At 72.0% G+C, this 18,202-nt stretch carries 14 protein-coding genes; 7 read left to right on the top strand and 7 right to left on the bottom strand.

What is annotated here, in order from left to right; translation table 11 throughout:
- Positions 1 to 2 precede the first annotated feature (2 nt).
- Positions 3 to 2,327, bottom strand: coding sequence for a molybdopterin oxidoreductase family protein (locus ACFXG1_RS10070; RefSeq protein ID WP_384712962.1), 2,325 nt, complete (start codon positions 2,325 to 2,327; stop codon positions 3 to 5).
- Positions 2,324 to 3,340, bottom strand: a complete 1,017-nt coding sequence (locus tag ACFXG1_RS10065; RefSeq protein WP_384741966.1) for an MFS transporter — start codon at positions 3,338 to 3,340, stop codon at positions 2,324 to 2,326. The genes ACFXG1_RS10070 and ACFXG1_RS10065 overlap by 4 nt, the downstream gene beginning before the upstream one ends.
- Positions 3,341 to 4,084: 744 nt before the next feature.
- On the opposite strand from ACFXG1_RS10065, the gene ACFXG1_RS10060 reads away from it, so the two are divergent.
- The 3 genes from ACFXG1_RS10060 (at position 4,085) to ACFXG1_RS10050 (ending at position 7,736) form a co-directional block, all read left to right on the top strand.
- Positions 4,085 to 5,275, top strand: a complete 1,191-nt coding sequence (locus ACFXG1_RS10060; protein WP_384712967.1) for a low temperature requirement protein A — start codon at positions 4,085 to 4,087, stop codon at positions 5,273 to 5,275.
- Entirely contained in the window at positions 5,272 to 6,441 is a 1,170-nt protein-coding gene (locus ACFXG1_RS10055; protein WP_384712970.1) for a P1 family peptidase, read from the top strand. The genes ACFXG1_RS10060 and ACFXG1_RS10055 overlap by 4 nt, the downstream gene beginning before the upstream one ends.
- Before the next feature lie 161 nt (positions 6,442 to 6,602).
- A complete protein-coding gene (locus ACFXG1_RS10050) occupies positions 6,603 to 7,736 on the top strand; it encodes a DUF6227 family protein (protein WP_384741964.1) in 1,134 nt (377 codons plus the stop codon).
- 38 nt (positions 7,737 to 7,774) lie between these two features.
- On the opposite strand, the gene ACFXG1_RS10045 is transcribed toward ACFXG1_RS10050, so the two are convergent.
- Positions 7,775 to 9,391 carry an MFS transporter gene (locus tag ACFXG1_RS10045; protein ID WP_384741962.1) on the bottom strand — a complete coding sequence of 539 codons (1,617 nt, stop codon included), beginning with the start codon at positions 9,389 to 9,391 and terminating at the stop codon, positions 7,775 to 7,777.
- Positions 9,392 to 9,454: 63 nt separating this feature from the next.
- Here ACFXG1_RS10045 and ACFXG1_RS10040 point away from each other — a divergent pair, with 63 nt between their 5' ends.
- Complete coding sequence (locus ACFXG1_RS10040) at positions 9,455 to 10,426, top strand: helix-turn-helix transcriptional regulator (protein WP_384714753.1); 972 nt, start codon at positions 9,455 to 9,457, stop codon at positions 10,424 to 10,426.
- 309 nt (positions 10,427 to 10,735) lie between these two features.
- On the opposite strand, the gene ACFXG1_RS10035 is transcribed toward ACFXG1_RS10040, so the two are convergent.
- Positions 10,736 to 11,737 (bottom strand): RNA polymerase sigma factor RpoD/SigA, encoded by a 1,002-nt coding sequence (locus ACFXG1_RS10035; protein WP_384714750.1) that lies wholly within the window; start codon positions 11,735 to 11,737, stop codon positions 10,736 to 10,738.
- A gap of 148 nt (positions 11,738 to 11,885) precedes the next feature.
- On the opposite strand from ACFXG1_RS10035, the gene ACFXG1_RS10030 reads away from it, so the two are divergent.
- Positions 11,886 to 12,461 (top strand): GNAT family N-acetyltransferase, encoded by a 576-nt coding sequence (locus tag ACFXG1_RS10030; RefSeq protein WP_384714747.1) that lies wholly within the window; start codon positions 11,886 to 11,888, stop codon positions 12,459 to 12,461.
- Between the two features lie 114 nt (positions 12,462 to 12,575).
- Positions 12,576 to 13,730, top strand: a complete 1,155-nt coding sequence (locus ACFXG1_RS10025; protein WP_384714744.1) for a questin oxidase family protein — start codon at positions 12,576 to 12,578, stop codon at positions 13,728 to 13,730.
- Between the two features lie 115 nt (positions 13,731 to 13,845).
- Here ACFXG1_RS10025 and ACFXG1_RS10020 read toward each other — a convergent pair whose 3' ends face one another.
- Positions 13,846 to 14,637: a dioxygenase gene (locus ACFXG1_RS10020; RefSeq protein WP_384714741.1), complete on the bottom strand. Its 792-nt coding sequence runs from the start codon at positions 14,635 to 14,637 to the stop codon at positions 13,846 to 13,848.
- Between the two features lie 96 nt (positions 14,638 to 14,733).
- Between ACFXG1_RS10020 and ACFXG1_RS10015 the strand changes: the two genes are divergently transcribed.
- On the top strand, positions 14,734 to 15,276 hold the full coding sequence (locus ACFXG1_RS10015; RefSeq protein WP_384714738.1) for a MarR family winged helix-turn-helix transcriptional regulator: 543 nt from the start codon (positions 14,734 to 14,736) through the stop codon (positions 15,274 to 15,276).
- A gap of 288 nt (positions 15,277 to 15,564) precedes the next feature.
- Here ACFXG1_RS10015 and ACFXG1_RS10010 read toward each other — a convergent pair whose 3' ends face one another.
- Both ACFXG1_RS10010 and ACFXG1_RS10005 read right to left on the bottom strand, forming a co-directional pair.
- Positions 15,565 to 17,127, bottom strand: a complete 1,563-nt coding sequence (locus tag ACFXG1_RS10010) for an MFS transporter (RefSeq protein ID WP_384741958.1) — start codon at positions 17,125 to 17,127, stop codon at positions 15,565 to 15,567.
- Positions 17,128 to 17,295: 168 nt separating this feature from the next.
- The gene (locus ACFXG1_RS10005) at positions 17,296 to 17,889 is read right to left on the bottom strand and encodes a TetR/AcrR family transcriptional regulator (RefSeq protein ID WP_384723457.1); all 594 of its coding nucleotides are present in this window, start codon (positions 17,887 to 17,889) and stop codon (positions 17,296 to 17,298) included.
- Positions 17,890 to 18,202 lie beyond the last annotated feature (313 nt).

Below are 18,202 nucleotides of genomic sequence, written 5' to 3'. Positions count from 1 at the left end.
GGTCAGTTCCTCTCCGCGGTGCCCCGGCCCTGCGGGGCGGTGGGCGGCAGGGGATCGGTGCGGGCGGCCCCGGCCTCCCGGGGGTAGGGATCGTGGCCGGGCGCGGTGGGCGGCGCGGGAACCGCGTCGACGTGTTCGGCCCGCTCGATCCGGCAGGCGCAGACCTTGTACTCGGGGATCTTGGAGCGGGGGTCGAGTGCGGCGATGGTCAGGGTGTTGGCGGCGGTGGGAATCGGCCAGTGGTACGGCACGAAGACGGTGTCGGGGCGGATGGCCTCGGTGACGAGTGCGGGCAGGACCGTACTGCCGCGGCGGGTGACGACCCGTACGGGATCGCCGTTGCGGAAGCCGTGCGCGGGATGCACCTCGGCCCAGGGCCGCGGCGTCTGCTCGACGAGCGCGCCGAGCCGGCGGGTCTGGTTGCCGGACAGGAAGTGGGCGACGGTCCGGCCGGTGGTGAGCGACAGCGGGTAGTCGTCGCTGTACGGGTCGGCGGGTGGATGCCAGTCGACGGGCTGGAGGTGGATCAGCCCGTCGGGGTGGTAGCTCCGGCCGTCCTCGAAGAGCCGGGGCGTGCCGGGGTGGTCGGTGGAGGGGCACGGCCAGGCGATACCACCGGTCTCCTCCAGGCGTTCGTAGGTGATGCCGTAGTAGTCGTTGACGGTCCCGGCGGAGGCGATCCGGAGCTCCTCGAAGACATCACGGGAGCCGGTGTAGGGGAACTTGGCTCCGGCGCCGAGCAGTTCGGCCAGCCGGCACATCACCCAGGTGTCGGTCCGTACCTCCGGCGGGGGTTCCTGCGCCTTGTTGTGCTTGACGACCCGGGCCTCGGCGTTGGCCATCACACCCTCGTCCTCGGCCCAGGAGGTGACGGGCAGTACGACATGCGCGTTGGCGGCGGTCTCGGAGAGGAAGAAGTCCAGTTGGACGTGGAAGTCGAGGGTGTCGTAGGCGGTGGTGACGGTCTGAAGGTCCGGCAGGGACACGAACGGGTTGTTGCAGATGCCGAGCAGTCCGCGGATCTCACCGCGCCGCATCTGGTGGACCATCTCCATCATGGAGGTGCCCGCGGGCGGGAGTTCGGTCTCGTCGATGCCCCAGATCTCGCAGATCTGCCGCCGGTGCTCCGGGTCGTTGATGGAGCGTCCGCCGGGCAGGAGGTCCGCCTTCTGGCCGTGTTCCCGGCCGCCTTGGCCGTTGCCCTGGCCGGTGAGGGTGCCGTAGCCGGCGCCGGGCCGCCCGATGTTGCCGGTGGCGGCGCAGAGGTTGATGACGGCGAGGCAGTTGTTCACCCCCTGGGTGTGGTGCTCGATGCCGCGGGCGTGCCAGGCCATGGCCCGGTCCGCGGTGCCGAAGGCACGCGCGACCTCCACGATCTGCTCCGCCGGTACGCCGCAGATCTCCGCCGCGCGCTCCGGTGGGTACGCGGCCGCCGCGGCGCGGACCTCGTCCCAGCCGGCGGCCCGGGCGGCGAGGAAGCCCTCGTCGGCCAGGCCCTCCGCGACGACGACATGGAGGACGGCGTTGAAGAAGGCCGCGTCGGTGCCGGGCCGCAGGGCGACATGGATATCGGCGGTACGGGCGATCGCCGTCTCCCGCGGATCCACCACGATCAGCCGGGCCCCGCGGTCCCTGGCGCCCCAGACGTACTGCGTCAGAACGGGGAAGCACTCGCCGATGTTCGATCCGGCGATCAGCAGACAGTCGGTGAGGAGGATGTCGGAGAAGGGGTTGCCCGCCCGGTCGATACCGAAGGCGAGTTTGTTGGCGCCCGCCGCGGACACCATGCACAGTCTGCCGTTGTAGTCGACGTGCCGGGTCTTCAGGGCGACCCGGGCGAACTTGCCGACCAGGTACGTCTTCTCGGTGAACAGGCTGGCGCCGCCGAGCATGCCGAAGGCGTCGGCGCCGTACCGGCTCTGGACGCGGCGGATCCCGGCGGCGGTCACCGACAGGGCCTCGTCCCAGGAGACTTCCCGGAAGGGTTCGTCGCGGGAGGCGCGGACCAGGGGCGCGGTGAGCCGGTCGGGGTGGTTGACCTGCTGGTAGGCGTTGATGCCCTTGGGGCAGAGCCGCATCCGGTTGATGTCGTGGTTGCGGGGTTCGACCCCGAACACCTTGCCCGTACGGCCGACCCTCAGATACATGCCGCACTGCACACCGCAGAAGCAGCAGTGGGTGGGGACGAGGGTCTCGCCCTTCCGCCCGACGCGCCAGTCCCCGGCGGGCGCTCCCCCGGACCGGCGGAAGGCGGTGGTGCCGGGCGGGGCGACGGCCGGGTCGAGCGGGAAACGGTCACCGGGGGCGGGCGGATGCGGGGCGGTCACTGGAAGCCCTTCTTCACGTCGGTGAGATACGCGGTGCCCCGCAGGACCCGCTTGCAGCGGGGGCAGTACTCGGGCCAGTCGCCGAAGTCGAGTTCCAGATCCCGCAGGCTGCCGCGGACGGTTTCGAGGGTGGGCGCGGTGTCGACGGGCTCACCGCAGCGTCGGCAGGAGAGGACCTCGGCGTCCTGCCGGGCCGTGTACTTGACCAGCTGCATCCCGACGGCGGCGGGCCGCTGGACGATATGGAAGAACTTCCCGAACGGGATGTACACCAGCGTCAGCACCACCACGGCCATATGCAGGACGGCCAGGAACTCGTATCCGCCGCCTTCGAGGAAGAGCGACGAGAAGGTGAGGAGGAGACCCGTCACCGCGATCACGATCAGGGCGATCAGGGGTACGAGGTCGTAGGCGAACCGCTGACCGGCGATGGCGCCCCGCTCCCGCGTCCTGCGCCACAGGAAGTAGGAGGCGCCCGCGATGACGAGGACCGCGGCGAGATCGAGGCCGTGGAACATGACCCAGCCGATGGCGCTCAGGGCGTCGAAGCCGACGACTTTCAACCCCCAGATCCGCATCTCGTAGCCGGGTCCCGAGCCGGTGGACGAGGTGAAGGTGAACCAGCCCCAGGTGAGCGGAAAGGTGATCAGGGCGGCGAGGACGCAGCCCCAGAAGACCAGCTGATGGGCGATCCAGCGGGCCCGGGACCGTGCCCCGAGGAACTTCTGGAAGCCGAGATAGGTGGCGATCATCCGGGGCACGGCGGTGGGCGCGCGGCGGAAGTTGGCGACCGAGAAGAAGCTTCGCCAACCCTGGCGGAAGAGCCGGCGGGCGCCCGGGGAGGAGATCCAGACGATGTAGCGGTAGGTCACACCGAAGGCGAGGAAGACGGTGGCGACGGCGTAGGGGAGGAGAGCCGAGTCGAAGTCGCGCAGCATCCGGCTGCCGAGCACGATCGCCAGGACGAGCAGCCCGGAGACGACCGCCCCGGCGGCCACGGCCCGCCCTGCCACGCTCCCGGCACTCCTGGTAGTCCCGGTACTGCCCACGACGGGACCGGGCGTACCCCCCGGCCCGGCTCCGGGCGGGGACGGTGGCGCGCCTTCAGGCGGAACCCCGGGTGGCGTCGGCGGCGCGGACGAAGGACCGGGTGGTGACGCCACGCCGGGAGGCCCCGCGGTCGGCGGGTACGGGCTCGGGGAGGCGCCCTCCGGCGGGACCGGGACCGGGGCCGGGGCCGAGGCCGGGGCCGAGGCCGGGACCGGGGCTGAGGCTGAGGGCTGTGGCGAGGGGTGGGGGGAGGCGGGGGTGGGGGGAGGAGCGGAGGGCGGGGGCGGGGAGGGGGAGGGGGGAGGGCCCCCCGAGTGGTCGGGCTCGTCGGGTGGCGGGGGCGGGGCGGTCACGCGGCCCACCGTAGGCAGGGCGGGTGGAATGCGCCCTTTGTGGAGGTGGCCCGTCAGGCCGTGGGGTGACGGCTTAGGCCAGTCGGCCCGTGACGCGGATAGGGATGGGGTCGGGCGCGGGAAGGCCGTCGTATGACGAGCACCCCCGACGGGCACGGAGCCGGAAGCGGCGACGACACCGGCGTCGGCGACACCGGCGGCCGCGGGAAGGAGCCCGGAGCGGGCGGGGCCCGGGACGGGACAGCGGCGGGAAGCGGATACGGGGCCGGGAGCGATACAGACAGGGCCGGGAACGGGGGCGGGGACAGGAACGGGGGCGGGGTGGTGCGGCGGGGGGACGCGCCGTTGCGGCGCATGGCTCCGCGCCGGACGGACGAGGCGTATCGCGCGGCGACACCGCTGGAGCTCTTCTTCGACCTCTGCTTCGTCGTCGCCGTCGCCCAGGCCGGTCTCCAGCTGGTCCACGCCATCGTGGAGGGAGACCCGGGGCAGGGACTCGTCGGCTACGCCTTCGTCTTCTTCGGGGTGTGGTGGGCGTGGATGAACTTCACCTGGTTCGCCTCCGCCTACGACTGCGACGACGTGCCGTACCGGGTCGCGACGCTCGTCCAGATCGCCGGGGTGCTGGTGTACGCGGCGGGCGTCCCCCGGGCGTTCGGGGAGAACGACTGGGGTATCGCCGTCGGCGGGTATCTGATCATGCGGCTGGCGTTGACGACCCAGTGGCTGCGGGCCGCCGCCGCCGAGACGGGTCCGGCGCGGCGTACCGCCGTGCTGTACGCCATCGGGATCGCGCTCTGCCAGCTGGCGTGGGTGGTGCTGCTGTTCGCGCCCGACGACATCAAGCGGTGGCTGTTCCTGGTGGTGATCGCGGCCGAGCTGGCGGTGCCGCCGCTGGCCGAGCGGCGGCACCGTACGCCGTGGCATCCGCATCACATCGCGGAGCGGTACGGCCTGTTCACCCTGATCGTGCTGGGCGAGACGATGGCGGCGAGCACGGTCGCGGTCCAGTCGGCGCTGGACGAGCACCAGGCGGTCGCGGAGTTGCTGCCGCTGGCCGCCGGAGGACTGTTGATCGTCTTCTCGGCCTGGTGGATCTACTTCGCGGTGCCCGAGCACGAGCGGCTGACGTCGAACCGGCGGGCGCTGCCCTGGGGGTACGGCCATGTCCTGGTCTTCGGTTCGGCGGCGGCGATCGGCGCGGGCATGGAGGTGGCCGTGGAGCACGCGGTCGGCCAGGCGCATATCTCGGATGTGGCCGCCGCCGCTTCGGTGACCGTACCGACGGCCGTCTTCCTGGTGACGGTGTGGTTCCTGCACTCGCGGCACTTCAAGCGGGGGGCGGCCCAGCAGTCGACGCTGCCGCTGGCGGCGCTGGCGGTCCTCGGTTGCACGTTCGCCTCGGACTGGGCGGTTCCGGCGGCGGGCGCGGTGACGGCGGTGACCGTGGCGGTGGGTGTGGTGCTGGCGGAGCGGGAGCTCCGCCGGGCGTGGCGGACCGTGAACAGAGGTGGCGGCGGTGTACGTGGTAACCAGGGGGTATGAGTGACGCGACGGACCAGGTGTTCCCGTACGGGGAGGCGACGGTGGGCGGCAACGACGCGCTGACGGATGTGGCGGGCCTGCGGGTGGGCCATGCCCGGTTGCGGGGCGACGGCGCGCTGAGCGGTACGACGGTGGTGCTGGCGCCCGAGGGCGGCGCGGTGGCGGCGGTGGACGTGCGCGGCGGCGGTCCGGGGACAAGGGAGACCGACGCGCTCGATCCGCGCAATCTGGTGCAGCGAGTGGACGCGGTGGTGCTGACGGGCGGCAGTGCGTACGGGCTGGACGCGGCGGGCGGCGTGATGGCGTGGCTGGAGGAGCACGGGCGCGGGGTTCCGGTGCTCCCGGGGCGGGTGGTACCGGTGGTTCCCGCGGCATGTGTGTTCGATCTGGGGCGCGGTGGGGAGTGGGGGGCGCGGCCAAACGCGGCGACGGGCCGGGCCGCCGTGGTGGACGCCGCGGCCTCGCCCTTCGGCGGCCCGGTCGCGATGGGAAACGTGGGCGTGGGTACGGGGGCGGTGGCGGGGGCGCTCAAGGGGGGTGTGGGGACGGCGAGCACGGTACTGCCCGGCGCGGGTGCGGGAGGTGCGGATGTGACGGTCGCGGCGCTGGTGGTGGCGAACGCGGCGGGCGATGTGCTCGATCCCCGGACCGGGGTGTTGTACGGGCAGTACATGCACGGTACGAGCACGGGCGCGGGCCGGGCCCCGGGCGGGGACGACGCCGACGACGCCGACGGCGGTACGGCCGAGGGGCAGGAGGGACGCGAGTGGATCCGGTTTCCCGATCCGGGCGTGCACGCGGCGGCGTCGCTGCGGCTGGCTGAGGCACGGGCGGCGAGCGGTCCGCCCCCGCTGAACACGACGCTCGCCGTGGTGGCGACGGACGCCGGTCTGGTACGGGCGCAGGCGCACAAGCTGGCGGGTACGGCGCACGACGGGATCGCGCGCGCCGTACGTCCCGTACATCTCCTCCATGACGGCGATACGGTCTTCGCACTCGCGACGGGCGCGGTGCCGTTGCCGCCGGAGGATCCGCTGGCCCTCAACGCCGTTCTGGCGGCTGGTGCGGATGTGGTGTCCCGGGCCATTGTGAAAGCTGTGCTGGCCGCCGAACCGTTCTCGGGGCCGGGCGGGGAGTTCCCGTCCTACCGCGAGCTGTACCTCTGAGCCCATGCCGCCCCGGGCCCTCACCGGCCCCGGCGGGATGACATCAACTGACATGACAGATATGCACTGTTGACAGCGGGCGGGAACTTCCCAAAGAGTTTCTACGTTTTCGGTAACGCCGGACCCGGTGTCGGACGCAGGAGCTACTTTTAGCAATCAACGTGTTACTTGTGGCGACGGCCAGGAGACCCACCTTGAACGATCCGTACGAGACAACCGAGACGCATCTGGAGCGACTCCTGGGTCGGGCGCTCAACTCCTTCGATCTGCCCGACACCACGGTCGACAGATTGGACTCGGCGCTGGCTCACGCGAGTTCGCTCCACTCCTCGCACCACAGCGCGGACCTCGACCGCGCCACGTACCGCCACGCCTATCTGCTCGCCGACGGCTCCTCCGTGGTGCTGTGGGAGCTGGTGCACAACTCGGGCCCGGGCGGCGCCGAGCAGCACGAGGTGTATGCGGACGAGTCGGAGGTACGGCTGGCCGCGTCCCGGCTGCCCTCGGGCTTTCCCGGGTTCGCCGACACGGGCCCGGGCGCGGTTCCCGGCGGGCGTCCCGGCCATGGGCCCTGGGGCTCGGACGGCGGACCGGACGGTGCCTCGGGTGCTCCCCTTCGGGGCGTCCCCGCGCAGGACGGCGGGTCCCGGGGATCCGGCCCCACCGACCGAGGCGCGCTCGGCCCGGCGGGCCTCGGCGACGGCCCGGGCCCGGGCCGCGACGGCTTCGAGAGCTCCGAGACGTTCGAGGGGGTGAACGGGATCAACGGGATCAACGGGATCAACGAAATGGGCGGCTTGAGCGGGCTCAGCGGGCTCAGCGGGCTCAGCGGGCTCAGCGGGCTCAATGGTTTCGACGGGGTCCCCGACGGGTCTGCCGGATTCGACGCGGACATCGATCTGCTCGCCGGGCTGCTTTCGGCGCCGCCCGCTCCGCTCCCCCGGATGTACGTCCCGGACAACTCCGCCGACCACGCCCGCCGGGTGCTGCGCCGCGCGGAGAACGCGGACCGTCCCGGTCCGAAGACGGCCGAGTTGCTGCACGCCGCCTTCGCGCACCACATCACCCAGGTATTCGGCCGTCAATGCCGTGTCGGCGCCCGGGACGCCGGGTTCACCCTCTACGAGCACGCGTTCCTGCTGCTCGACGGCGACGAGGTGTCCCTGTGGGAAGTGGAGCACACCGCGACTCCCGACGGCCGTCATATGTGTGAGGTGTACGCGACGGAGAGCAGCGCGCGGGAGGCCATGGAGTCGCGTGGCCGAGGACGTTCGGCGCCCCGGGCCGGGCTCTGAGCCGACGGCCTCGGGGCGCCGAGGTGAGGAGGACGGAGTCAGCGCGTCAGCGCTGACTCCTCGACCTTCTCGACCTTTTCGGCCTTCTCGACCGTCACCTGGTCCGTCGCACCGGCCGGGTCCGTCTCCGTCTCATCGGAGGTGCCGCCGCCTTCGAGGTGCTGCGCGGGGCGGGCGGGCAGGGCGAACATCAGCAGGAAGATCACGGCCAGGACCCCGACGATCCACCACAGCGAGTACTGGAAGGCGTCGGAGAAGGCCGTTCCGGTGGTGCTCGGGGTGAGCCGCTCCTCCTCGATGGAGCCGAAGAAGACGACCGCGACCAGTCCGAGGCCGAGCGCCACGCCCATCTGCTGGACCGTACTGATCAGACCGGACGCCGATCCGGCGTGCTCACGCGGCACATCGGAGAGGATCGCGTCCGTCAGCGGGGCGACGATCAGCCCCATTCCGATCCCCATCAGCACCAGCGGCCCCGTCATCTGCCAGGTGGTGATGGCGGTGCCGTACTGGTCGGCCGCCCGGATGAAGAGCAGGATCCCGGCGATCATCAGCAGCGCGCCCGCCTGGAGGACCTTGCGGCCGAACCTGGGGACCAGCTTCTGGACCGACATCCCGGCCGCGACGGAGACGGCGATGGAGAACGGGACGCCCGTCAGTCCGGTACGGAGCGGGCTCCAGCCCAGACCGGTCTGCATATAGATCGTCGCGACCAGGAAGTAGACGCCGAGGGCGAGACCGAAGACGAGCTGGACGGAGATCCCGGCGGCGAAGGACTTGATCCGGAAGAGGGAGAGCTCGATCAGCGGGGAGCCGTCCTTGCGGGACTTGTACCGCTCGTACGCCACCAGGGCGCCGAAGGCCGGCACGCTGCCCGCCATGCAGACGAAGCCCCAGGTGGGCCAGTTCAGTTCATGGCCCCGGGTCAGCGGATAGACCAGCATCAGCATGGCGGTGGTGACGAGGACGACGCCGACGGCATCAAGCCGGAGCGCCTTGGGGGCGCGGGACTCGGTGATGTAGATCCGGCCCAGGATCAGCCCGGCGATACCGACGGGAAGGTTGATCAGGAAGATCGGCCGCCATTCGAGGCCGAAGAGGTTCCACTGCGTCAGCAGGGCGCCCAGCAGGGGGCCCGAGACGGCGCCGAGTCCGACGACGGCACCGAAGAGACCGAAGACCTTGCCCCGTTCATGGGCCGGGAAGGTGGCGTGGACGATGGACAGCACCTGGGGGACCATCAGGGCGGCGGTCGCGCCCTGGACCAGCCGGGCCGCGATCAGCATCTCCGGGTTGACGGCGAATCCGCAGAGCGCGGAGGCGACGGTGAAGCCACTGATACCGATGAGGAAGACGCGCTTACGGCCGTAGATGTCGCCGAGCCTGCCGCCCGTGATCAGCCCGGCCGCGAAGGCCAGGGCGTATCCGGCGGTGATCCACTGGATGGCGCCGAAGGAGGCGCCGATGGTGCGTTCGATGCTGGGGATGGCGATATTGACGATGGTGACATCGACGAGGTCCATGAACGCGGCGGTCATGATCACGGCGAGGGCGATCCAGCGTCGGCGGTCGCTCTCCCCCTCGGGGGCCGCCGATGTCCGGGCTGCCGATGTCCGGGCTGCCGGAGCACTGATCTGGTCTGGCTGGGAGGTCATGGGCAGGACAGTAGAAGTCCATTAGGACAAAAGACGTCCTAGTGAGGCCTCATCCTGGAACGCATGACGGACACTCCTGTACGCCTGCTGAATCTGCTCTCCCTGCTCCAGACGCCGCGCGAGTGGCCGGGCAGCGAGTTGGCCGAGCGGCTCTCCGTGACGACGCGGACGATCCGCCGGGACATCGACCGGTTGCGGGATCTGGGCTATCCCGTGGAGGCATCGCGGGGCGCGGTCGGCGGCTACCGGCTGGTGGCCGGGGCCGCGATGCCTCCACTGCTGCTCGACGACGAGGAGGCGGTGGCGATCGCGGTGGGGCTGCGGGCCGGGGCCGGGCACGCCGTCGAGGGCATCGAGGAGGCGTCCGTACGGGCACTGGCCAAGCTGGAGCAGGTTCTGCCCGGGCGGCTGCGGCACCGGGTCTCCACCCTGCAGGACGCCACGATCCCCCTGGTCCAGGGGGACGGCGCGACGGTCTCACCGGGGACGCTGACGGTGATCGCGGGCGCGGCGAGCGGGCGGGAGCGGCTGCGTTTCGGCTATCGGGCCGGGGACGGTACGGAGTCGAAGCGGCTGGTGGAGCCGTACCGGCTGGTCTCCACGGGGCGCCGGTGGTATCTCGTCGCGTACGACATCGACCGGGAGGACTGGCGCACCTTCCGGGTGGACCGGGTGACGGAGCCCTTCGCGACGGGCGCCCGGTTCACGCCCCGGGAGCTGCCGACGGGCAGCGGGGCCGAACTGCTGAAGGCGACGATGTCGGGCTGGGCCCGGGCCGAGTACGCGTTCGACGTGTCCTTCGAGGCGCCCGCCGCGTTTGTGACGGCGCGGCTGCCGGGGCATCTGGGGGCGCCGGTGGCCACCGGTGACGAGAGCTGCCGGCTGCGGAACCGGTCGTCGGACTCGGTGGAGTGGCTGGCGCTGCGGCTGGCGCTGGTCGACTGCGAGTTCACCGTGCACGGGCCGCCCGAGCTGGCGTCGTACGTCCGCGATCTGGGGGCCCGGCTGTCCCGTGCCGTACCCGGCGACATCTGAGGTGCGCGGGTACGCGGCCCCGGGCGGGTACGCGGCCCCGGGCGAGCGAGGCGGGCGGCGTCGGGCACCCGGGGTCACCCGCTCACCGGACCCCACCGGAGCCGCCGAGGCCACCGGAGTGGCCGGAGCCGCCGAAGTGGCCCTTGCCCCCGGAAAGGGAAGGACCCCGAGGCCGGGGGGAGGGCCTCGGGGTCCGCTGGTGGGGGGCCTTTCGGCCCCGGTGGCGGGCGGTCCACGCCGGGGTGTCCCGGGTGGCGCCGCGCCGTCGGCGGTGGAGCGGGACGGGCCGGACGCCCGCCCGGCCGTCGCTCACGCCGCCGCGTCGAAACCGGTGTCCCGCGCCATGCGCTTCAGCTCCATGAGGGCGTGCTTCTCGATCTGGCGGATACGCTCACGGGTCAGCCCGTGCTCCTTGCCGACCTCGGTCAGGGTGCGCTCGCGGCCGTCCACGATGCCGTACCGCATCCGGATGATGGAGGCGGTGCGCTGGTCGAGCTGGCCGATCAGATCGTCGAGCCCTTCACTGCGCAGCAGCGTCAGCACCGACTGCTCGGGCGATATCGCGGAGGTGTCCTCCAGCAGATCGCCGAACTGGGTCTCGCCGGCGTCGTCGACGGCCATATTGAGGCTGACGGGGTCACGGGCCCAGTCGAGGACGTCGATGACGCGCTCGGGCTTGGAGTCCAGCTCCGCCGCGATCTCGGCGGGCTCGGGCTCACGGCCCTTCTCGCGGTTGAACTCGCGCTGCACCCGGCGGATCCGGCCCAGCTCCTCCACCAGGTGGACGGGCAGGCGGATGGTCCGCGACTGGTCGGCGATCGACCGGGTGATGGCCTGGCGGATCCACCAGGTGGCGTACGTGGAGAACTTGAAGCCCTTGGCGTAGTCGAACTTCTCGACCGCGCGCACCAGGCCCGCGTTCCCCTCTTGGATCAGGTCGAGCAGGGGCAGTCCGCTGCGGGGGTAGCGCCGGGCGACGGCCACCACGAGCCGCAGGTTGGAGCGGATGAAGACGTCCTTGGCGCGCTCGCCCTCGGCGGCCAGGGCCTCCAGCTCCTCGCGTGCGGCTCCGCCGGCGTCGCTCTCGGCCTGACCGTCGAGGATCTGCCGGGCGTACACCCCCGCCTCGATGGTCTGGGACAGCTCCACCTCACGGGCGGCGTCGAGCAGCGGCGTACGCGCGATCTCGTCGAGGTACATGCCGACCAGGTCGCGGTCGGCGATCTCCCCGCCGGAGGCGCGAGCGCTGCTTGCCCTGCCGGTGGTCCCCTTGGTCTCGGACTGGCGGCGGGCGACGGCACGGGTGGCCATGCGAGCTCCCTTGCTGAGTAGGTCGCGACACCCTTCCGGGTGCCCTGCATCCGATGGAATCAACGATTGCAATCCGGACAGAATTCCCGACCTGCGCGACATTTTTTATGATCTTGCAGTACCCTGTCCCGCCACACGAGGAGGTCGCATGGTCCGGTTGAGTCACGAGCAGACAGAGGTGCAGGTCAAACCGGGCACGGAGGCCGATCTCACCGAGCTGACGGAGCTCTACAACCACTACATAGTGGAGACGCCCATCACGTTCGACACCACACCCTTCACCCCCGGGGAACGCCTGCCGTGGTTGCGCTCCCACCCTGAAGACGGCCCCCACCGCCTTCTGGTTGCCCGGGGCCCCGACCAGGCGCTTCTCGGATATGTCACCAGCAGTCCGCTGCGGCCCAAGGCGGCGTACTCGACCTCGGTGGAGGTCAGTGTCTACTGCGCGCCGGACGCGGGCGGCAAGGGCGTCGGCACGGCGCTGTACGAGGGGCTGTTCAAGGCGCTGGAGGGCGAGGACGTCCACCGGGCCTACGCCGGGGTCACCCAGCCCAACGACGCGTCGGTACGGCTCCACACCCGCTTCGGTTTCCGGCCCATCGGGACGTACCACGAGGTGGGCCGGAAGTTCGGCCGGTACTGGGACATCACCTGGTATGAGAAGCGCCTCGGCCCCGACGAGCCGGAGGGCGCCGCCCCGGCGGCCGGGACTCCGGGGGCGTAGGACCGGCGGACCCGGACGTAGGACCGGCGGACCGGGGCGTAGGACCGAAGAAGGTGACGGGGGTGGGCCCACGGACCGTTACGTCCCGCGACGGAGCGTGTCTAGGGTCCCGGTATGAGTAACCGACCCCGCCGCGAATCCGCCGCATCCGCCCCCGACGCCCCCGACGCCACCGTCGGCGCGCCCGCGCCCGGCGCTCCCGTCACCGGCGCTCCCGTCACCGCGCCCGACTCCACGGGCCGGCTCGACGAGGCCCTCGGCCGTATCCACACCTGGGGTCCGGAGTTCGACGGCTGGCTGAGCAACCACGCCCCGATGGCCGTCGAGGCGCTGGTGCGCAACGGCCGCTCCGATACGGTCCACCGCTGGCTGGACCGCTACCGGGCGCGCCTGGAGGACATGCCCGCCCCCTACGCCCCGATCACCGCGGAGAACCGGCACGAGGCCCTCGGCGACCCGCGCCGGATCACGGACTGGGCGCGCTATTTCGTACGAGAGACGGCCGACCGCCCGTGGCGGGAGGTGCTGGCCGAGTGGTGGCCCCCGCTGCTGCCGGGCATCGCGGGCGGTGCCACGCATCCGGTGATCCGGGTGGGCCATGCCGTACGGACCCTGCTGACCACCGAGGAGACCGCGCCCCGGGTCGCGGAGCTGGCCCACGGTCTCGCCTACTGGGCGGCGCGGTACGAGCCGCTGCCCGCCGGGCTGCGCGCGACCGGGTCACCGGCGGACGTCGTGGCGGCGCTGGGCGCGGTGGCACCGGCCCCGGATCAGTCGTCGGGGATCCGGGAGCGGCTGGCGGGGCTGACGGCCCTGCCCGACTGGCCGAACACGCCCGCGGCCCCCGTGTCGCCGGAGGAGGCGGAGGCGCGGCTGCGCCACCTGGTGACCGCGGCCACGCACCGGTACGGGACCCACGGCCACGCCCAGCCGGTGATGCTGGTCCATGCGGCGACGGCGCCGAACGCCGTGCTCAGGACGTTGCCCGCACTCCCCCGTGAGCTGTGGGCTGCGAGCCTGGGGGCCGCCTGGGCGGCGTCGGCCGCCGTCACGGCCGCGTACGTTCCGGCGGGGCTCGCCCCCTGGCGGGGCGCGGATCCGGACCCGGCGCGGGCCTCGGTCCGTACGGCCGACGAGATCTTCGCGGCGGCGGCCGCGCACGGCGACGACCACGCCATCAAGTTCACGGATACGGCACTGGACGTCGGCGACGGCGCGGCGCTGATCGCCGCCGGGCGGTCGATCGCCCTGATCGAGCCGTTCCAGTAGGCCGCGGGCCCGGCCGAAGGCGCACGGCCGAACCGGACCGGACCGAACCGGACCGAACCGGACTGAACCGGACCGGACCGGACCACTAAGGGTCGGCCGGACCGGTCCGCCGGGCTCAGCCGAACTGCACGGACCGCTTGGCCAGTCCCCACCAGAAGCCGTCGATCACACTGCGCCCGCCGTCCAGCTCGTCCTCCGCGGCGCCCAGGGTGACGAAGAGGGGGGCGAAGTGTTCGGTACGGGGATGGGCGAGGCGGCCGGCGGGCGCCGCGCTCTCGAAGTCGAGCAGGGCGTCCACGTCGACGCCTTCCAGCGCCTCCCGCCCCCAGGCGTCGAACTCGGTGGACCAGCCGGGGACTCCGTCATGGCGCAGGGCGGCCAGATTGTGGGTGAAGAAGCCGCTGCCGACGATCAGGACGCCCTCGTCGCGGAGCGGGGCGAGCCTGCGGCCGATCTCCATCAGCCGGGCCGGGTCGAGGGTGGGGAGGGAGAGCTGGAGGACGGGAACGTCCGCGTCCGGGTACATCTCCACCAGCGGTACGTACGCGCCGTGGTCGAGCCCCCGGTCGGGTACATCCGCGACGGGCGTTCCGGCGCGGCGCAGCAGTTTCCGTACGGATTCGGCGAGCGCCGGGGCGCCCGGGGCCGCGTACCGGACACCGTAGTAGCGCTCGGGGAAGCCCCAGAAGTCGTAGACCAGCGGCACGGTCGTGGTAGCGCCGAGCGCGAGGGGGGCCTCCTCCCAGTGGGCGGAGACGACCAGGATCGCGGCGGGCCGGGGCAGCTCCGCCGACCAGGTGGCGAGCTGGCCGGGCCAGAGCGGATCGTCGGCGAGCGGGGGCGCTCCGTGGGAGAGGTAGATCGCGGGCATGCGCCCCGCCGGGGGGACGCCGGGTGCGGTGTTCATGGGGGCTCCGTCCGACGACAAGCTTGAAAGTTCAAGCTGATAGCCACCGTAAACCCATTTAGTTCAACTTTCAAGAACAGGTCGTACAGTAGAGGCATGAATACGGCATCCACGGCGTCCCCCGCCGGCGGCGAGGGCAGTTGCGAGGGCGGCCAGGAGCCGCGTTGGCTCACCGATGACGAACAGCGCGTCTGGCGCGCCTATCTCCATGCCACCACCCTCTTCGACGACCATCTCGACCGCCAGTTGCAGCGCGACGCCGGGATGCCGCATATCTACTACGGTCTGCTGGTCCAGCTCTCCCAGGCGCCGCGACGCCGCAAGCGGATGACCCAGCTGGCGATCGACGCCAAGATCACCCGCTCCCGGCTGTCGCACGCGGTCTCCCGCCTGGAGAAGAAGGGGTGGGTGCGGCGCGAGGACTGCCCCTCCGACAAGCGCGGCCAGAACGCGGTCCTGACGGACGAGGGGTTCGCGGTGCTGGCGGAAGCCGCGCCGGGACATGTGGAGGCGGTGCGCCAGGCCATGTTCGACCGGCTGACCCCGGAGCAGGTCGAGCGGCTGGGCGAGATCATGATGATCATCGCGGACGGCCTCCAGCCCGCGGACTCGGGCGCGGACCTCCCCTGGCTCCGCTGACCCGTCCGGTCCGCGTCCGGGACGCGGCGGGAACGCGGGTGGGACGCGGCGGAAGCACGCCCGGGCCGTGGCCGGGCCACGGCAGGAACGCGGGCGGGACCCGGCGGGGACGCAGCCGGGGCGCGTCCGGGCCACGGCGGGAACAGGGTCCGGGACCCGGGCGGCGGCGGCGGACCGAAGAAACCGGGCCGAAGACAGCGGTGGGCCCCGCCGGAGGAACGACCTCCGGCGGGGCCCACACCGCGTCCCGGGCCCGGGCGAATCGGCGACGCCCGCGTCCGGACCGGATCAGTGTGCGATCACGGGCACCTTGACCTCGGCGTCCGCACCGTCGCCGGTCACCGCACCGGTGCCACCGGTGCCGGGACGACCCGCGTTGATCATGGTGAGGGCGATCGCGGAGGCGACGAGCAGGATGATGACGGCCCACCAGATCGCCGAGGTGAAGCCGTGCACCATGCCCTGGAACTCGAGCACCTTCGGGTTGGTGGCGTTGGCCGCCCGGTCCGCGATGTACGACGACGTGGCCGAGGCCGCGATCGTGTTCAGCATGGCCGTACCGATGGCACCACCGACCTGCTGGGAGGTGTTGACCATCGCGGAGGCCACACCGGCGTCCTGAGGCTGGACGCCGTGCGTGGCGAGCGCCATCGCGGGCATGAACGCCGTACCCATACCGAGGCCGAGCAGCAGCTGCGCGGGCAGGATCAGGGCGGGGTACGAGCTGCCTATCTCCAGCTGGGTCAGCATCAGCATGCCGATCGCGGCGACCAGGAAGCCCGGACCCATCAGCAGACGGGCCGGGACCCGGGTCATCAGCCGGGTGCCGATCTGGGTCGAGCCCACGATCATGCCGACGACCATCGGCAGGAACGCGAATCCGGTCTTGACCGGCGAGTACCCCTCCACGACCTGGAGGTAGATCGTCAGGAAGAGGAAGAGCCCGAACATGCCGATGATGGCGAGACCGAGGGAGAGGTAGACCCCGGCACGGTTGCGCTCGGTGAGCACCCGCAGCGGCAGCAGCGGCGCCTTCACCTTGGACTCGACGGCCACGAAGGCGCCCAGCAGGACGACGGACGCCACGAACATGCCGATGGTGAGGGCGTCCGTCCAGCCGGAGTGCTCGGCGCGGGCGAAGCCGTACACCAGCGCGACCAGACCGAGGGTGGAGAGGACGACGCCGGGGATGTCGAGCGTCGAGCGGTTACGGGCGCTCGCGGGCTCCCGGATCACCAGGTAGGCGCCGACCGCCGCGACGATCGCGAACGGGATGTTGACGTAGAACGTCCAGCGCCAGTTGAGGTATTCGGTGAGGAAGCCACCGAGGATCAGACCGACGGCGCCACCGCCACCGGCGATCGCACCGTAGATACCAAACGCCTTGGCGCGCTCCTTGGCGTCGGTGAACATCACGGCGAGCAGCGACAGCGCGGCGGGCGCGAGCAGTGCGCCGAAGACGCCCTGGAGGGCGCGGGCGCCGAGCATCATGGCCTCGCCGGTCGCGGCGCCGCCGAGCGCGGAGGCCGCGGCGAAGCCGATGAGGCCGACGATGAAGGTCCGTTGACGGCCCCACAGGTCGGCTATCCGGCCGCCGAAGAGGAGGAGTCCGCCGAAGGCGAGCGCGTAGGCCGTGATGACCCACTGGCGGTTGCCGTCGGAGATGCCCAGGTCCTCCTGGGCGGTGGGCAGTGCGATGTTCACGATGGTGGCGTCGAGGACCACCATCAGCTGGGCGAGCGCGATGAAGGTGAGGGCCCTCCAGCGCGCGGGGTCGGCGCCGGGGACGCCGGACTGGCCGGCGCTGTCCGCCAAGGCGGTATCGGGAAGTGTGCGGTCGGTTCTCGACATGCGTGGAGCCACCTAGGAGTGCGAAGAGGTCATGGAGCCCCGTAGGGGGCGTTCGGTCGGCACGACGGGGTCAGAGCGTCGGCCTGCCGGGGTCGGTCGGGCGTCGCCGGTCCGTTCCGGCGGCGGGTCCGGGGTCGTTCCGGAAGCCGGTCGGCGCGGTGGTCGGGGTCAGTGGTGGTTGCGCAGGTCCTCCAAGGTGACGGGGGTGCCGATCGGTTCCGAACGCGCGGGTGCCTCCACGCCGTCCAGGAAGAGCTGGAGATAGCGGTGTACGTACAACTCGTTGCTGCCGCAGCGCGCCCCCGGCAGCGGCCGGGTGAGCAGGCCGACGGCCATCATCAGATCCCCGGCGCCGACGTCCGGGCGCATCCGGCCCGCGGCCTGGGCCCGTTCGACCATGGCGGCCACGGTCGCCTCCAGACGGCCGCGCCGGATCACGAGATCCGGGTGTTCGCCGTCGAAAGTCTCCTTGATCATGGGGCACAGGGCCCCGGTCCGCTCGTCTGCCGCCCGGTGGACGAACCTCCGTACGGCGTCGAAGGGGTCGGCTTCCTCGGCGGAGGCCCGTTCGGCCTGTTGGCAGGCGCGGTCGAGGACGGCGAGGACGACCGCGTGGACCAGGGACGCGCGGTCGGGGAAGTGGCGGTAGAGCGTGGCGTTGCCGACCCCGGCGCCCTTGGCGATCTCGTCGAACGACACCTCGGCTCCGTACGCCGTGAACATGTCCCGGGCGGTACGGACGATCCGCTCGCGGTTCCGCAGGGCGTCCGCCCGGGTCCGGCCGCGCGGGGCGCCGGCGCCGGACTCGTGCGGACAGACGGCGCCGGGGCCGCCGGCCCGGCCGGCGATCTGTACGGCGGCGTGGGCGTCCCGTACGGCCGCGTCGGCCGCCCCGTCGTCAGCACTGCCACCGCGACCGCGACCGCGACCGCCGCCACCACCACCACCACCGCCGCCGCCGTTCCGTATGTCCGCGAACGCATTCGCATCCGTATCCGTATCCGTGCCGGCGGCACCCTCGCCCACGATCTCGGCTGCTGCGCTCACGATGCCCACTCCCTCCGTCCCCCGTTTC

The organism is Streptomyces sp. NPDC059248 (assembly GCF_042753905.1).
Taxonomy (GTDB): domain Bacteria; phylum Actinomycetota; class Actinomycetes; order Streptomycetales; family Streptomycetaceae; genus Streptomyces.
The sequence above is the reverse complement of the archived record's forward strand: the minus strand, read 5'-3'. Positions and strand labels throughout refer to the sequence as shown.

Bases quoted from the DNA above. Each gene is read 5' to 3' on its own strand.
- ACFXG1_RS10060 (WP_384712967.1), top strand. From the start codon at position 4,085: ATGGCTCCGCGCCGGACGGACGAGGCGTATCGCGCGGCGACACCGCTG.
- ACFXG1_RS10055 (WP_384712970.1), top strand. From the start codon at position 5,272: ATGAGTGACGCGACGGACCAGGTGTTCCCGTACGGGGAGGCGACGGTG.
- ACFXG1_RS10045 (WP_384741962.1), bottom strand. From the start codon at position 9,391: ATGACCTCCCAGCCAGACCAGATCAGTGCTCCGGCAGCCCGGACATCG.
- ACFXG1_RS10040 (WP_384714753.1), top strand. From the start codon at position 9,455: ATGACGGACACTCCTGTACGCCTGCTGAATCTGCTCTCCCTGCTCCAG.
- ACFXG1_RS10035 (WP_384714750.1), bottom strand. From the start codon at position 11,737: ATGGCCACCCGTGCCGTCGCCCGCCGCCAGTCCGAGACCAAGGGGACC.
- ACFXG1_RS10030 (WP_384714747.1), top strand. From the start codon at position 11,886: ATGGTCCGGTTGAGTCACGAGCAGACAGAGGTGCAGGTCAAACCGGGC.
- ACFXG1_RS10025 (WP_384714744.1), top strand. From the start codon at position 12,576: ATGAGTAACCGACCCCGCCGCGAATCCGCCGCATCCGCCCCCGACGCC.
- ACFXG1_RS10020 (WP_384714741.1), bottom strand. From the start codon at position 14,637: ATGAACACCGCACCCGGCGTCCCCCCGGCGGGGCGCATGCCCGCGATC.
- ACFXG1_RS10015 (WP_384714738.1), top strand. From the start codon at position 14,734: ATGAATACGGCATCCACGGCGTCCCCCGCCGGCGGCGAGGGCAGTTGC.
- ACFXG1_RS10010 (WP_384741958.1), bottom strand. From the start codon at position 17,127: ATGTCGAGAACCGACCGCACACTTCCCGATACCGCCTTGGCGGACAGC.